General features: G+C 42.0%; 16 protein-coding genes and 1 pseudogene. 4 read left to right on the top strand and 13 right to left on the bottom strand.

The window, feature by feature from the left end:
- Window positions 1-81 precede the first annotated feature (81 nt).
- On the top strand, window positions 82-1,530 hold the full coding sequence (locus G1O98_RS30035; RefSeq protein WP_163935918.1) for a Ni/Fe hydrogenase subunit alpha: 1,449 nt from the start codon (window positions 82-84) through the stop codon (window positions 1,528-1,530).
- Window positions 1,531-1,745: 215 nt separating this feature from the next.
- Entirely contained in the window at window positions 1,746-2,501 is a 756-nt protein-coding gene (locus tag G1O98_RS30030; protein WP_163935915.1) for a TspO/MBR family protein, read from the top strand.
- Between the two features lie 161 nt (window positions 2,502-2,662).
- On the opposite strand, the gene G1O98_RS30025 is transcribed toward G1O98_RS30030, so the two are convergent.
- The gene (locus G1O98_RS30025; protein ID WP_163935912.1) at window positions 2,663-3,733 is read right to left on the bottom strand and encodes a Photosystem Q(B) protein 1; all 1,071 of its coding nucleotides are present in this window, start codon (window positions 3,731-3,733) and stop codon (window positions 2,663-2,665) included.
- A 384-nt stretch (window positions 3,734-4,117) separates the two neighbouring features.
- Entirely contained in the window at window positions 4,118-4,273 is a 156-nt protein-coding gene (locus G1O98_RS30020) for a hypothetical protein (protein ID WP_163935908.1), read from the bottom strand.
- 161 nt (window positions 4,274-4,434) lie between these two features.
- Between G1O98_RS30020 and G1O98_RS30015 the strand changes: the two genes are divergently transcribed.
- On the top strand, window positions 4,435-4,890 hold the full coding sequence (locus G1O98_RS30015) for a hydrogenase maturation protease (RefSeq protein WP_163935924.1): 456 nt from the start codon (window positions 4,435-4,437) through the stop codon (window positions 4,888-4,890).
- A gap of 31 nt (window positions 4,891-4,921) precedes the next feature.
- Window positions 4,922-7,722 (top strand): annotated as a pseudogene (locus G1O98_RS30010) (bifunctional acetate--CoA ligase family protein/GNAT family N-acetyltransferase).
- Window positions 7,723-7,961: 239 nt separating this feature from the next.
- Here the strand turns inward: G1O98_RS30010 and G1O98_RS40295 are convergent.
- The 11 genes from G1O98_RS40295 to G1O98_RS29955 form a co-directional block, all read right to left on the bottom strand.
- Entirely contained in the window at window positions 7,962-8,111 is a 150-nt protein-coding gene (locus tag G1O98_RS40295; RefSeq protein ID WP_345940606.1) for a hypothetical protein, read from the bottom strand.
- Between the two features lie 70 nt (window positions 8,112-8,181).
- Window positions 8,182-8,751: a pentapeptide repeat-containing protein gene (locus G1O98_RS30000; RefSeq protein ID WP_163935906.1), complete on the bottom strand. Its 570-nt coding sequence runs from the start codon at window positions 8,749-8,751 to the stop codon at window positions 8,182-8,184.
- 247 nt (window positions 8,752-8,998) lie between these two features.
- On the bottom strand, window positions 8,999-9,667 hold the full coding sequence (locus G1O98_RS29995) for a dienelactone hydrolase family protein (protein WP_163935903.1): 669 nt from the start codon (window positions 9,665-9,667) through the stop codon (window positions 8,999-9,001).
- A gap of 15 nt (window positions 9,668-9,682) precedes the next feature.
- Window positions 9,683-10,345, bottom strand: a complete 663-nt coding sequence (locus tag G1O98_RS29990; protein ID WP_163935899.1) for a phosphoribosyltransferase — start codon at window positions 10,343-10,345, stop codon at window positions 9,683-9,685.
- Between the two features lie 12 nt (window positions 10,346-10,357).
- Window positions 10,358-11,290, bottom strand: coding sequence for a ribose-phosphate pyrophosphokinase (locus G1O98_RS29985; RefSeq protein ID WP_163935895.1), 933 nt, complete (start codon window positions 11,288-11,290; stop codon window positions 10,358-10,360).
- A gap of 2 nt (window positions 11,291-11,292) precedes the next feature.
- Complete coding sequence (locus G1O98_RS29980) at window positions 11,293-12,054, bottom strand: PRC-barrel domain-containing protein (RefSeq protein ID WP_163935892.1); 762 nt, start codon at window positions 12,052-12,054, stop codon at window positions 11,293-11,295.
- A 612-nt stretch (window positions 12,055-12,666) separates the two neighbouring features.
- Complete coding sequence (locus G1O98_RS29975; protein ID WP_163935889.1) at window positions 12,667-12,855, bottom strand: hypothetical protein; 189 nt, start codon at window positions 12,853-12,855, stop codon at window positions 12,667-12,669.
- Window positions 12,856-13,069: 214 nt separating this feature from the next.
- The gene (locus G1O98_RS29970) at window positions 13,070-13,270 is read right to left on the bottom strand and encodes a hypothetical protein (RefSeq protein ID WP_163935886.1); all 201 of its coding nucleotides are present in this window, start codon (window positions 13,268-13,270) and stop codon (window positions 13,070-13,072) included.
- A 689-nt stretch (window positions 13,271-13,959) separates the two neighbouring features.
- Window positions 13,960-15,108 carry a hypothetical protein gene (locus G1O98_RS29965; protein ID WP_163935883.1) on the bottom strand — a complete coding sequence of 383 codons (1,149 nt, stop codon included), beginning with the start codon at window positions 15,106-15,108 and terminating at the stop codon, window positions 13,960-13,962.
- A 22-nt stretch (window positions 15,109-15,130) separates the two neighbouring features.
- The gene (locus G1O98_RS29960; RefSeq protein ID WP_163935881.1) at window positions 15,131-15,358 is read right to left on the bottom strand and encodes a hypothetical protein; all 228 of its coding nucleotides are present in this window, start codon (window positions 15,356-15,358) and stop codon (window positions 15,131-15,133) included.
- A 36-nt stretch (window positions 15,359-15,394) separates the two neighbouring features.
- Window positions 15,395-15,733, bottom strand: coding sequence for a hypothetical protein (locus G1O98_RS29955; protein ID WP_202985832.1), 339 nt, complete (start codon window positions 15,731-15,733; stop codon window positions 15,395-15,397).
- Between the last annotated feature and the right edge of the window lie 19 nt (window positions 15,734-15,752).

Genomic DNA, 15,752 nt, shown 5'->3' with positions numbered 1-15,752 from the left:
GCCCCTTATCCCCACTTCCCCCTTACCCTTTTCCCGGCCAAGTCACGAAAGTGAACTACTAGTGGTTGATCTGAGATAGTTATGAAAAAAGTAATCATCGACCCAGTTACCCGAATTGAAGGACACGCCAAAATCAGTATTTATCTGGATGAGACAGGACAAGTGAGCGATGCTCGCTTTCATGTTACAGAATTTCGTGGTTTTGAAAAGTTCTGCGAGGGTCGCCCTTTGTGGGAAATGCCAGGAATTACGGCGCGAATTTGTGGCATTTGTCCGGTAAGCCATTTGTTAGCATCAGCAAAGGCAGGCGATCGCATCCTTGCAGTTACAATTCCCAAAGCTGCGGAAAAACTGCGTCGTTTGATGAACTTGGGACAAATTATCCAATCCCACGCCCTGAGTTTCTTCCACCTCAGCGCCCCAGATTTATTATTAGGAATGGATAGCGACCCCGAAAAACGCAATGTATTTGGTTTAATTGCAGCTGAACCGGAACTGGCGCGTGGGGGAATCCGCTTGCGTCAATTTGGACAAGAGATTATTGAACAATTGGGAGGGCGAAAGATCCACCCATCATGGGCGGTTCCTGGTGGTGTCCGCGAACCCTTATCGATAGAAGGACGCACCCATATTCAAAACCGCATCCCGGAAGCACGCACCACAATATTAGATGCACTGGGTAAATTTAAAGACTTACTCAATGATTATCAAAAAGAAGTGCAAACCTTCGGAAATTTCCCTAGTTTATTTATGGGGTTGGTCACTCCTGATGGTTTGTGGGAGAACTACGACGGACATATTCGTTTTGTAGATAGTGCTGGAAATATTATTGCTGATAAACTTGATCCAACTCATTATCAAGAATTTATTGGTGAAGCAGTTCAACCAGATTCCTATTTAAAATCTCCCTATTATCGCCCTTTAGGTTATCCTGACCAGAGCGACCATTGTCGTTTAGATAGTGGTATTTATCGGGTAGGGCCGCTAGCACGTCTGAATGTTTGCAGTTATATTGGTACACCTTTAGCTGATGCAGAATTGAGAGAATTTAGAGACAGAGGTAAAGGCACTGTCACTTCATCATTTTTCTATCACTACGCCCGGTTAATTGAGATTCTGGCTTGCATTGAACGCATAGAAATTATAATAGATGACCCAGATTTAATGTCTAAAAAATTGCGTGCTGATGCTGGCATCAACCAACTAGAAGGAGTAGGTGTAAGTGAAGCACCACGCGGTACATTATTTCACCATTATCAAGTTGATGAAAATGGGTTACTTCAGAAAGTAAATTTAGTAATTGCCACAGGTCAGAACAATCTAGCAATGAATCGTACAGTCGCGCAAATTGCCCGACATTTTATTCACGATTCAGAAATTGCTGAAGGGATGTTAAACCGCGTTGAGGCGGGAATCAGAGCTTTTGATCCTTGTTTGAGTTGTTCAACTCATGCGGTAGGACAAATGCCTTTGTATATTCAATTAATTGGGAGAAATGGGAATATTGTAAATGAAGTTTGGCGAGATTAATCTATTCTGAATTCTTGCTTAAAAACAACACATCCACAAAAGTTATCTCCTAACATTCGACATTTGCATGGCTAACAATAACTGATTAATGAATCGAATGCGAGATTCTATTCCAGATACCTCTGAATCTAAATATTTCTTGTTCTCCTCTGCCTAGAGTAATGGAATAGCGATATAATCACCTATTGTTACAAACTAGGCACAATATCTTAATTATGAATCAATCCAATAATAGTGGAATGCTTGAACAGTTTGTCAATACAGTGATGGGGGTAAAAGCTGGGAATCAACAACAGTATCGAGATACATCAATACCTACTACACAAGAACTAGATATCAGAGCAGTTTTAATTTATACACTAGGAACTATCCTACAAATAGTAGTTATGATTCTCGTCTTACTGGGAATGGAAAAATTAGTAACGTTAATTGACAGCAATTCTTCTTTTCCCAGTTGGTTTAGCACTTTATTTACTGGATTATTTTTTGCTCTCTTAAGTATCCGTTCACGGATTTTTTCTCTTTTAGATAATACCCGTTCTCGCCAGACTTATGACCAGGTAATCAGACCAAGATGGTCTCCTCCACCTTTAGTATTTCCCATAGTTTGGATGATAATTGCCGCTTTGCGGGTAATTTCTTCTGTATTGGTTTGGCAGCAAATGAATCACCAATTTTTAGTGCTGCCTTTAATTGTGTTTGTGGTACATCTGGCTTTAGGGGATACTTGGAATACGATTTTTACTGTAGAACGGAGATTAGGTGCTGCTGTTCCTGTAGTTATTTTAGGCCCTTGGTTATCTGCTGTAGTGGTGACGGCAATTTATTGGCAAACTAATCCTGTAGCGGGAATGACTTTATCATTTTCTTGTGTATGGCTAACTGTAGCTGCTGTATTGGTATTTAGAATTTGGCAATTAAATGGATATGAGCCATTGTATCCTTTAAAATTAACACCTCTGGAGAAATAAATACCCAAAATTCATCAAGACAAGAAAGCAAAGAAAAAGCTCACTTGACTTTTTAGTACCGTATTCAAAATTCTTCTGATGAAAAACCTGCCTGCAATATTGACTAATACTAGAATTACAGGCAGGTTAAAAACCACTATAAAAATGGATGGATGCAATCTTTAACTAACTGGAATAGGTTGACCACTAGACAAAACTAAAGGAAAATTATGGACATTAGGAGCGTGCATTGCATTTATACCCAGATTGGCACGGTTCAGGATATCAGCGTTGGTTCTAATTACTTCACCCCGACTATCTAAGATGGAATGATTAAAGTTCAATCCATTGATATTAAATGCCATCGAACATACACCCATCGCTGCGAACCAAATACCTATCGTTGGGAATGCTGCTAATAATAAATGGAAAGCACGATGATTTTTACTAGCAAAGATAGGAATCAACAACCGTCCCAAAAAGCTAGAGTGTCCTGCTAAGTACTTGTAAGTGACTTTCTGTTGACCAAACTTATATCCGGCATTAATTGATTCATTTTCATCGGTTTTCCGAATGAGTGTTGAAGTCACCAAAGAAGCATGTAAAGAACTAAATAGTGCGCCACTGAATATACCTGCTACACCCAACATGTGAAACGGGTGCATAAGGATATTGTGATCACCTTGGAAAGCCAACATAAAGTGGAAAGTTCCAGTGATTCCCAAAGGTAAACCATCAGAAAAACTACCTTGACCAATAGGATAAACCAGCAAAACGGAAGTAGCAGCGATGACGGGTGCAGAATAGGCAATTGCCATCCAGGGGCGCATTCCCAAACGATAGCTCAGTTCCCAAAATCGCCCTAGATAGCACCAAATACCAATAAGAAAATGCAGCACAATTAATTGATACGGTCCACCATTGTAGAGCCATTCATCCATTGATGCCGCGTCCCAGATCGGATAAAAGTGCAAACCAATGGCAGCAGAGGTCGGTACAACTGCGGCTGTAATTAAGTTATTACCATCCATCAGTGAACCCATGATAGGCTCACGAATGCCATCCATATCTACACCGGGAGCGGCAATAAAAGCCAAAATAAAACAGGTGGTGGCAGCCAACAAGGTAGGAATCGCCAACACACCAAACCAGCCGATGTAAATCCGATTTTCTGTACTAGTAATCCAGCGACAAAAACTATCCCAGAAATCAAAAAAATTAAATTCTTTTTGAGGTTGAACAATGGTACTCATGGTGTATATCTCCTAAGTAACTCCAAGTTCAAAATTTTCTCACTACTTTTGGCAGATGCCTATTTATAAGAAGGGGAAAGGGAAAGGGGGAAAGGTAAAAACCTCGCCTGCAAGTGGCGCGAAATAATCCAAATTTTATGAGGAAGGTAAAAACCTCGCCCGCAAGTGGCGCGACCTGTTCATCTCTTTCCCCTTTTCCTTTTATTTTGCTTGACCTATCTTTTTTGGCTCACAAATTTTCAAGCTAATTTAATGCAATAGTTGAGCATCTTTATCTTGAAGTTAGAAAAAGAATTTGAGGAACTTGTGAGGAAATACAGTGTTTATTACAACTTAAATTTTTTCAGGATTCAGATTCACATACCCGCAAAAAAGCAGGAAGTATCAGGGAACTGGGGGATGTTGCGTCAAAAATCTCAGGCTAACGTGAGCTTCCAATGAACTTCTCCCTGCCTTGACTGGAGAGAATTTGACTATGTGCGATCGCGTGTAGTCATAATGTCTGCTACAAAGTACCGATCGCTTGTAATGTTGCTTCACAGTTTTAGTTATATGTCAACAATCTGAGGAAATTGTGAGCATTACTTCTAAGTTCCTCTATCTCCTCACAAGTTTCTCAAGTTTTTTATCTAACTTTAAAATAGTGTTAGACAGCTAAAAATATGAATTCTAATGCGATGGGCTACGCTCTGCCGGAAGCGATGTCTACGACGGGCTACGCCTACGCCATTGGTTACGGTAATGAGTTGCGTAGTGATGATGGCATTGGGCAACGAGTAGCTAAGGCGTTGCATCTATCAAACGTGAAATCTCTGGCTGTCCATCAACTCACCCCTGAACTTGCTGAAGCTTTAGCCTATGCTGATTTGGCAATCTTTATCGATGCTTGTTTCACTTCTGAAAGTTCTCAAGTGCGGGTACAATCGCTTTCATCTGAATCTTTCAATATTATCGCTGGACATACAGCCGATCCGCGATCGCTCTTAGCTCTCACTCAAGCCCTTTATAATCGTTGTCCACCAGCTTGGTGGATAAAAGTACCAGGCGTAAACTTTGAATTAGGTTGCTACTTATCACCATTTGCTGAAATTGGAGTAGCGATCGCTTTACAAAAAATTACCCAGATTATAGACGAAAATTTCAGCTTACTTCTTTAAAATATATTTCCACCACAGGTAACAGCAACTCATGCAAAAGCCTATCCAGTCATCTGGCGATCGCGCCTATGATATTTTGCGAACTGAGAAAGCGAATCCCCTTGATGCGATCTTTGCACCAAAAAGTGTGGCTGTAATTGGTGCTAGCGAAAAAGCTGGTAGTGTTGGGCGTACTCTATTATGGAACTTGATTAGCAATCCTTTTGGTGGAACTGTTTTCCCTGTTAATCCCAAGCGGCACAGCATTCTGGGAATCAAAGCATACCCGACTATCTTTGATGTACCCGAATTAGTGGATTTAGCAGTGATTGCCACCCCCGCAACAACAGTCCCAGGTATTATTGCTGAGTGCGTGGATACAGGTATCAAAGGTGCAATTATCCTCAGTGCTGGTTTTAAAGAAGCTGGCGCTGAGGGTGTAGCCTTAGAACAGCAAATACTTGAGCAAGCGCATCGTGGCAAAATGCGGATTATTGGCCCTAATTGCTTGGGTGTAATGAGTCCACGCACAGGTTTAAATGCAACTTTTGCCAGTACAATGGCGCGTCCTGGGAATGTCGGCTTCATTAGTCAAAGTGGAGCGCTTTGTACGGCTATTCTTGATTGGAGTTTTCGGGAAAACGTTGGTTTTAGCGCCTTTGTTTCTCTTGGCTCAATGCTGGATGTGGGTTGGGGAGATTTGATTTACTATCTGGGTGATGACCTGCATACCAAAAGTATTGTCATTTACATGGAATCAATTGGAAATGCGCGATCGTTTTTGTCAGCAGCGCGGGAAGTTGCTTTAACTAAACCGATTATTGTCATAAAAGCAGGTCGGACTGAAGCCGCAGCCAAAGCAGCAGCTTCCCATACTGGCGCACTGACAGGAAGTGACGAAGTTCTGGATGCAGCTTTCCGGCGTTGTGGGGTGTTGCGCGTTAATAGCATCTCTGACCTGTTCGATATGGCAGAGGTGCTGGCAAAACAACCCCGTCCCCAAGGGCCACGCCTGACAATTTTGACTAACGCAGGTGGGCCTGGAGTACTTGCTACTGATGCTTTGATTGCTGCTGGTGGAGAAGTTGCACCAATTTCTGAAGAAACTAGCGCATCCCTTAATGAACTATTACCAGCACATTGGAGTCACGGCAACCCGATTGATATTCTGGGCGACGCTGACCCACAACGATATACCAAAGCGTTGAAAATTGCTGCTAAAGACCCAAATAGTGACGGCTTATTGGTGATTCTCACGCCTCAAGCTATGACAGACCCCACCCAAACAGCCGAGCAATTGAAACCTTATGCACAGATAGCTGGTAAACCCATCCTTGCTAGTTGGATGGGGGGAGCAGATATTGCAGCAGGTGAGATGATTCTCAATCGCAACCATATTCCCACATATCCTTACCCTGATACTGCTGCTCGAATATTTAGTTATATGTGGCAGTCTAGTTATAACCTGCGTGGTATCTACGAAACTCCGGTAATGCCTGCACTTGATCCTTCATCAGGGATACCAGACCGTAACTGTGTGGAAAAAATTATCCAAATAGCCCGTCAGGCTGGGCGAACTATTCTTACAGAGTTTGAATCGAAGCAGATTTTAGCTGCTTATGGTATTCCGGTGGTTGCAACTTGCGTTTCTAAAAGTGAGGATGAAGCAGTTCAATGTGCTGAAAAAATTGGTTATCCAGTTGTTTTAAAGCTGTTTTCCGAGATAATCACTCATAAAACTGATGTTGGCGGTGTGCAATTAAATCTGAGAGATGCTGAAGCTGTACGACACGCTTACAACACTATTAAATTATCCTTACACGATAAACTACAACACGACCCTCATTACTCAGCACTTAGCACTCAGCACTCTTCTTAGGTGTAACCGTGCAGCCGATGGTAAAAATGGCTGGTTATGAACTGATTATCGGCAGTAGTATCGATGCACAGTTTGGCCCGGTGTTGCTTTTTGGCACAGGAGGACAACTAGTAGAGATTTTTCATGATCGCGTGATCGCACTTCCACCCCTGAATACAACTTTAGCGCGGCGTATGATGGAGCAAACGCAGATTTACAAAGCGCTTAAAGGAGTCCGGGGACGCAAAAGTGTTGATATGGCTGCCCTTGAACAATTAATGGTGGTATTTAGTCAATTAGTTGTAGAACAGCGTTGGATTAAGGAAATCGATATTAACCCGTTGCTGGCTTCATCTGAACAATTAATTGCCCTCGATGCGCGGATTATCCTTCATGAACCGAATGTTAAACAAAACAAACTACCAAAGTTAGCAATTCGACCATATCCTACACAATATCTCAGCAATTGGACTATGAAAGATGGCACTCCGGTTATTATTCGTCCCATCCGTCCAGAAGATGAACCGTTGATGGTGCAATTTCACAAGACCCTCTCAGAGCAAAGTGTTTATTTTCGTTATTTTCACTTAATTAAACTCCAGTCAAGAGTAGCCCATGAACGCCTAACACGTATTTGCTTTATTGATTACGATCGCGAAATAGCCCTAGTTGTGGAATATCAAAACCCCGAAACCCAGACACGGGAAATCTTGGCAGTCGGGCGGTTAAGTAAAATACATGGTACGAATGAAGCAGAATTTGCTATTGTGGTGTGCGATCGCTCTCAGTGCCAAGGTATAGGAACCGAGTTACTACAAAGGTTACTGCAAGTTAGTCGAGATGAGCAACTCAGCACTATCACTGCTGATATTTTGGTTGACAATTATGGTATGCAAAAAGTTTGTGAAAAACTAGGTTTTCGTATTCAACACACAGATGATCCAACTGTACTGAAAACCGAAATCGATATCAAAACATTTCACCCCGAAAATTAACGTGCGCCTCCGTTGGAGACTCACATAAAATTAATACTCATCGACAAATTGAGGATGAACCCACAGAAATTCACGGCGTTTATTTTGCACCCGCACTAGACCACCAAAACTAGGATCTTTTTGTTTCAGAAGGGCGTGTAATTCTCGCAAAATCGAGCCTTAAGTACGGATTGCATCGCCTTCCAAGAAGGAGGCATCGATTTTTCTTTTTGGGCGTTGCTGAGTGCGGTATGAATTAATCAAACACCAGGATAAAACGATACTTCAAGTAATTCAGATTTTACCAGACGCGCATCAGCCGAAACGCGATCGCCTTCTTCCAATTGCATAACATCCCCACGCACCAGTTCCCGTGCTGGTATTTGCTTGAGTTCACCATCTCGATACACTTTTACCTACATCGGTAACACATTCTTGAGTGCTGATAATGCTTGTTGTGCCTGAGACTCTTACCAAAAACTAAATATGAATAGTACCGTCAGGCATAATTGTCCCAGTTAAAAAGGCTTCACTTATATCTGTTGCATTTAAATTTGCCCCAGTCAGGTTTGCGTCACTCAAATTGGCCTCACTTAAATCAGCACCAGTGAGATCAGCTTCTCTCAAATCCGCCTTCCACATCCTGACTCCACTCATTTTGGCATCACAGAGATTCACACGCTGCAAGTTAGCTGTACTGAGTGATGCCATATGCAAACTTGCATTACATAAGTCTGCATCACAAAGATATGCACCGCTAAGGTCTGATTCATTCAGGTTAGCTGTCGATAGAGTAGCTTCACACAAATCTGCACCACTTAAAATCACTTCTGATAAATTTGCGTGTTCAAGGTTCGCGCCTTGAAGATTTGCTTGACACAAATTAGCGCCACTCATGGATGCTTTTGTGAGATTAGCGCCACTTAGGTCTGCTCTACCAAAGTCTACACCACCTAAGTTAACACCTCTGAGGTCAGCTTTTGGTAAGGCAATACCGTAGAAGTTCCTTTCGCCTGCTGCATATCGATTTAGAAGTTCTTTAACGTCCATAGTCTTAAGTTTTAGTGAAATTTTAGTTTTCTATTAATGCTGCTGTAGTAACAATCCTTCGTCAATGTCCAATGCTGCTAGGGGATTTTCTGTATCTAGCCATACAACTTGGGCTTCTAGTTTGTCATTTACAAAAATTTTTGTGATACTTTGGTGGCTAAGTATTGGGGATTGGGAACTCTAGCAAAAGTAGGTTGTGAATAAGCCATGAGTGATGATTGTAGAACTAGGCTAAAGCCCTACACCCTTATCTGAGATAATACGTAAACCATTCACTTGCCAGTCGTGCTACTGCGGCTAATTTACCTGGTTCTTCAAATAAATGGGTGGCTTGGGGAACAATCTCTAAGCGTTTTGGCGATCGCAACTGTTCTAGTGCATCCTCGTTCATTGCGATCACTGGCATATCGTAACCCCCAACAATCAACAATGTCGGTGCTTTGACATCAGGTAAGGGTGAAGGAGCTAAATCAGGTCGTCCGCCACGGGAGACAATAGCCTGCACCACTTCTGGGCGTTCTGCGGCGGCAACCAGGGCTGCACCGGCTCCTGTACTAGCGCCAAAGTAACCTACTTTTAAATGTCGAGTATCTGGGTTGTGTGTCAGCCAATCTGTAGCCCCAACTAACCGCGATGCCAACAAAGCAATATCAAAGCGTAAATGTCTTGTTCGGAGGTCAATTTCTTCTTCTTCCAGAGTCAGCAAATCAATTAATAAGGTTGCGAGTCCCGCCTGTTGTAAGACTTCAGCAACATAGCGATTACGCGGACTGTGACGGCTGCTACCACTACCATGAGCAAATAATACTATGCCTGTAGCATGATCGGGAATCACCAAATTGCCCTCTAGCTGTACCTCACCTGCTGTCACCGACACCAGATATTCTTGGGGGTTCTGTATTAATGTCCTATCCATTGACTCAACCTCCATTTACGAGTCGTTTGCTACCAGTAATTTTTGTCTTGTCAAAAGTTCACATACCTCTGCGTCGGTTGTTTGCTCAAAATCCTCGTACCAAATACCGATCGCATACAAATCTTCTGGCATCATCACGCATACAACTTTATCTACTTCTGCTTGCAGTTCTTCACAGGTGGATGCTGCTGCGACTGGAACTGCAACCACCAGTTCGCGGGGTTGTTGTTTTTTCAATGTCGCGATCGCTGCACGAATAGTTGCACCCGTAGCAATACCGTCATCTACAAGAATAATCGTATGATTTTTGACTTTTGGTAGCGGATGATTACCCCGATAGGCTAGGTTGCGACGCTCTAATTCCCGCATTTCAATTGCTGCTACTTCATCAATAGTTGCTTGAGGAATCCGCAACCAATCTACAACATTTTCATTCAATACATGTACTCCTCCAGTAGCGATCGCACCCATCGCCAGTTCCTTGTGTTCAGGTACACCAAGTTTTCGCACTAAGCAAACATCTAATGGTACATCTAGTGTCCTTGCTACTTCAAATGCTACAGGTACACCGCCACGAGGAAGCCCTAATACTAAAACATCTGGACGATTGGCATACTCTGTTAACTGAGCAGCTAATAGTTTCCCAGCTTCCGTCCGATTACGGAAATTTTGCCACATATTTTTATACCTCTAAAACAAATCACTAATTGAACCATCAGTTTTAAATCGTTGAATAGTAGTAGCAATTAAAGGTGCGATTGAGACAATTTTTAATTGCTGCCAGTCGGTTTCTTTGGGAGTCACACTGTCGGTAACAAAAATCGCCTTAACGCTGGGATGACTTAACTTAGCCCGCGCTTCCTTGACAAACAACCCATGAGTAGCAGCAATAATTATTTCTGGACGTGCTTCGGCTTTGAGTACGGCTTCAATACTTTTAGCAAGAGTGCCGCCAGTGGAAATCATGTCATCGATAATTAAGCAGGCACAACCCTTTACATCCCCGACAACACGAGTCACCTCTGTTTCTGTGCCACTGGTGCGGTGTTTGTGTAGCACGACTACAGAATTATCAAGTTTTTGGGCATATTGAGTAGCCATCTGTACGCGACCCGTATCTGGCGATACAACTACGAAATTAGGTGGTAAGTAATGGCGTATAGCTTCGCAAAAAATTGGTACAGCCGTCAGACTATCTACAGGAATGCGAAAGAAACCTTCAATTTGCAGTGTGTGTAAATCTAGTGTAACAACATGATTTACCCCGACAGCCTGTAATACTTCAGCTACCATACTGGCGGTGATTGGTTCGCGCCTACCGTGACGTTTATCTGCACGGGCGTAGCCAAAGTAAGGAATAATCGCTGTAATTCGAGTAGCCGCCGCCCGACGACAAGCATCTGCAAAGGCTAAAAGTTCTACTAGATGGTCATTAACAGGTGGTGCAGTGGACTGGAGGATAAACACAGCCTTTTGGCGTACCGATTCCAGTAACCGCACATTTACCTCACCATCTGGAAAGCGTTCAACTAGAGATTTACCCAAGGGGATATTGAGTTTCTGGGCAACTGCGGCAGCTAAATCAGAGTTAGCTGTGCCAGCAAAGAGGATGAAATTGTCCATAATCAAGACTTGATTTGGTGGATTTGCTTCCAGGCGGCATCTAGAGACGCTTTTGCACGCTCTTCTGCACGGGCAATACTTTGTTGTAAACTATGCCATTGCTCTTGCAAAAACTCTGTAGCTTCTTGCAAAACGTGATGAGCATGATTAGTAGAAGCTGCTACTTCGTCGCTGACTTCCTTGATTTTGACGCGGACAACTTCTGGTTTATCTTCAGGGGCAATCAGATGATGTAGGCGATCGCCTATTATATGTACCAGATGTTGTACCTGTTGTGATTTCTCACTGAAAAAACCCTTCAATCCTTCTGACTCTCCCCTAAGTTGGTTTTGAACATCTTCACGGATAATTACTTTATCGGTAGTAATTTCCTCGACATCTTCAGGATAAAGCACTGCTCTGCCACCAAAAGGAGTCGCAATTTCTCCAGCCACAATGTAAGCAGCGATTTCTCCTGTTTGCCAATCAAATAAAAAATCTTCCACCCAGCCAAGGGTTTCACCTAGCGTAGATTCAATCTTAATTTCATGCAAGCACCGAAGATTTTCTGGAGTGTCAATCACTGGGGGATAATAGACAGAAACCGCACCCATGCCTACCCCAGCAATTCCTTCTACTGGTAAATAAGTTTCCCCACCCGAAAAATAAGCAATACGTCCAGAATCATCTAGCCAGACTTCTTCTAACTCACCAACAAAATCAGCCGTTGAGCCATCTATTGCCATGCAACCGATAATTTGACTGCGACGCACAACGTTGAGCATAATTCCCCTCCAATACTCTCTACTTCTCTTGGAGTTTGATCAATAAACACAGTGGCTCACTTCTTACCACATTGTTGTTTTAAAAATGAACTCTACTTTAAGGTTAGAAATAAAATGTGAGGAAAACGTGAGGAATTGTTAATTAAATTCTCTAACAAAAGTAGTGGTGTGTCTATCTTTAGATAGTGGATTAATAAACCACAGAGACACAGAGGCACAGAGATTGTAGAAGAGATTTATGTACGAAATTAAAGTAGACGTGCTAGTAGAAGGGATTAGAGACGTAAATAGAAAGATGGAGTTTTTGTACTTTTTTAGAAGAGGTTGAAATTATTTATCCTCAAATTCAGCAACGCCCAAAATCCCAGTCTGATAGCAGGGATATACTTGATTATTATTTTTAATACTCATTCTAATGCCAATTAATCGACTATTTCTAATAAAGACTAGTTTATTATCAGGTATTGCTCATCAGCTGATCGCTCGACCTTTGGGTTCATCTCACAAAATTGCATTGCTCCCAGTAGCGAGTATTTGGTTAAATTTATGGCAGCCTGGGGCGGATTCTTCACCTCAGATGATGGAACAAGCTAATGGGAGTCTACAGAGCAATTATACCAATGCTACCGCGATTACTATAATCGCTTGAGCAGGGGTTAGGAACGCTGCACCGTTAGCTGTCAAGAATGCCGCAAGCGTGGTAGCTGCGGCAACTGCATCACCACCATTAACGGTAGTAGATTCTTCGGAATGTACTTGGGTAAACAGTTCCTTATTTTCGAGATCGATAATTTGCAACATAATTGTGTTCTTCTTAATTAAGCACATCTAGTCAGAAAGGTAAGTAATTATTCACTCCCCTACTCTCAGAAAAGTTTCCGAAAAAATGAAGTCTAAAAAATGCGCCCACCTCACTTTGCAGTAGTGAATGTCCGGTTGAATTTTTGGGAACCCAACAAGGGGCGCACTCTTTACATCATTTGATGGAACTAGCTAACAGAAGGTAGCATAGGGATTATACTGCTGCTATCGCTGTTACTATAACTGCTTGAGCAGGGGTTATACCGACCTGAATCGCAGTCCGAGCAGCTAAGAATCCGGCGAGTGCGGTAGCACCGTTAACCGCATTACCACCACTAACGGTAGCAGATTCTTCAGCAGACATTTCAGAGAACAGTTCGTTCTCTTGAACAGATTGCATGATTTGAGTTGACATAAAAGACTAACCTCACTTACTTAACCTTTACCTTTGTAGGTGTTATTAACCTACATATTTATGATGATTTAATTAGATATTTTTTTACTGATTCTAGGGGGAGATGTTAAGTAAATATTCTTCTCATTCTTTGGGTTGATGAAAACATGAAACAAAGGAAAATATTCGATTAATACAAAAATTTTAAAACAAGTAATTTACAACAATATAATCACAAAAAATAGAGAGGCAAACAAATGCTGCCTCTCTCCAATCGCTACTTCACATCATATACAAACTTCTCTTAAATCTAACTTGTAACCCCTACAAAAAAGTGCAGACGAGCAGGCATTTAAGCCTCTATTCTTGAAAGCGAGAGGTACTCTACGAGAAGCCATTCGCTCTATAGAAAGGAGTTTTAACAATCAGGTATATATTGCATTACTTGTATCATGATAAATAAAACCTTAACTAATATTTGCGCTTTGAAAAAAATTCCAAGTTTATTAGGCAATTGAGCCTGTAAATCTTGGTTCAATGCCATTTAAACTCTACTTATTAGCTGTTGCAAATTTCGATTTAAAAATAAAAACATTTTTGGTATATGAGTTAAGGAGGAAAGATTTTTTTACTCTTTCCTCCTTAACTTTTCTCTAGTCCACAACCGATAATGTTAGGTTAGTGGACTACTAATTGGCTAAGATGTGCTTCTAAAGCATCTGTTCTGCAATTTCTACCCGCAGGAGCGATCGCACATTTTCGATTTGATTGACAATAGTAGCTACTGACGAGCCAGCAAATAGTAACCCTACAGCAGCCGGGGTGTTATTCACCAAAGTCGCAACCAGTGAACCAGAATCACCACCAGCAGAAATATTAGTGGTAATAATTTGATCCTTGAAACGGGCTACCTTGCCGTTACCATAGCCGACATCAACAGTGGCGCTAATCGCTGTAATTCTACCGCTTGTAAAGTTTGTAGTGCGCCCAGTTTTAAACACAGGCATTCCCACAGTTACATCCTGCTTGCGTCGCCAGCCTCGCACATAACCCAACCAGTAGATTTCCCGATCAATATCATGAAATGCTGCTTCTGCGATCGCAGCATCTACAAGGTTGCGGTGCTGTTCTCTAGGAATTGTTGGTTCAAAGTCAATCGGTACAAATCGGTTCAGACGAGCGATAACATCTGTAGAAGCGTTTCCGCCATCAAAGGGGCCTGGTTGCAATATAGGATCGCCCACCGCAGCATCGTTGCTGTTAGCCAAAACGTGATTATTGCTGAGAATATAGTAACGGGGTGGAGTACCTACACCATGCACAGGCGGATTAGTAGAACCTCCTGGCAAAATATCATACACGCAAGTAGCAATAGTCCCTGCGGTAATCTTGTAATGTCCAACGCTGTAGCCTCCTTCAGCTGGGCGGGCGCGTTTAGCCAGCAACTCAACCCCCATCTCTGGTATCTCCATCCTTTCAGTAACACGATAAGTTCCAGTTGCACCATTAGTAGGTTGCATTAACTCGGTTCTTACCTGTGTGGGTTTTTGGCGTAACTCTCCCACTCCCGCGAAAGGATAACCGATTTCCAAAACATCAGTTTGCATATCTGCCAATCTCGATGGTATGAGATCAGCCCTACTCAACTCATCTCTTGGTATCTTGTGAGTTACTAATGTCAATAATGCTGGCTCACCTGTAGGTTCTCCATTCCGCCACTTTACGCCCACTCCCAAACCAACAACATTGGGGCGTAGCTGTTGTGGATTCATAAACTCTTCTACGGCGGCTCTGTGAGCTGTTTGTACCTCTGCTGTGTACTGTTGAGACAGTATCATCTTATTTTCATCTAATTTCATATCAAATCTCCCGTTGATTTGCTTAAATTTGTGCTGTTACAGTCCCAATTTCTTCAACATCTGTCTCACACCCTTCTATGGACTTGGGAACAACTTCCTGAGGCTGCAAATCGGATTCTGGAACTTTTTGAGTTACAAAAACCTTAATCACTGTCTTTCCCCTCCTCTCACCAATGCCAACCCCTGTAACGTTGGGTAGCCTCATCAGTTGTTCCTCGTAATCCTGTTTAACTGTATTAACTTGGTTCATCGTCATCTCCTATTTACAGAGATAAAATGCTTGTTATTATTTAGGCTGTGCTTGAATAGATCCCGTCACTTGTGTATCTACTTTGAATCCATTTAACTGCTTTGGTATTTGCTTTTGCACATTCAGAGATTCATTTTCTAAATACACTTTGATGCAAGGTTTATCTTCATATTCACTAATTCCCACACCAACAACACCATTAATACGCAGTAAATCAGATTCGTATTGCTCTTTTACCTGTTCAATAGTTTGCCTAATTGATAAGGAGTTTGACAAAAGCAAAGGTTGTTTATCTTGATTTACGGTAAATAATGGTAAAAATAGTAAACTTGCTAATGCTATAATAATAAAAAACAATATCACATTATTATCCATATAACATTGTGTATTTTAT

The organism is Nostoc sp. UIC 10630 (assembly GCF_010747425.1).
Classification (GTDB): Bacteria; Cyanobacteriota; Cyanobacteriia; order Cyanobacteriales; family Nostocaceae; genus Nostoc.
This window is presented reverse-complemented; position numbering and strand designations above follow the sequence as displayed.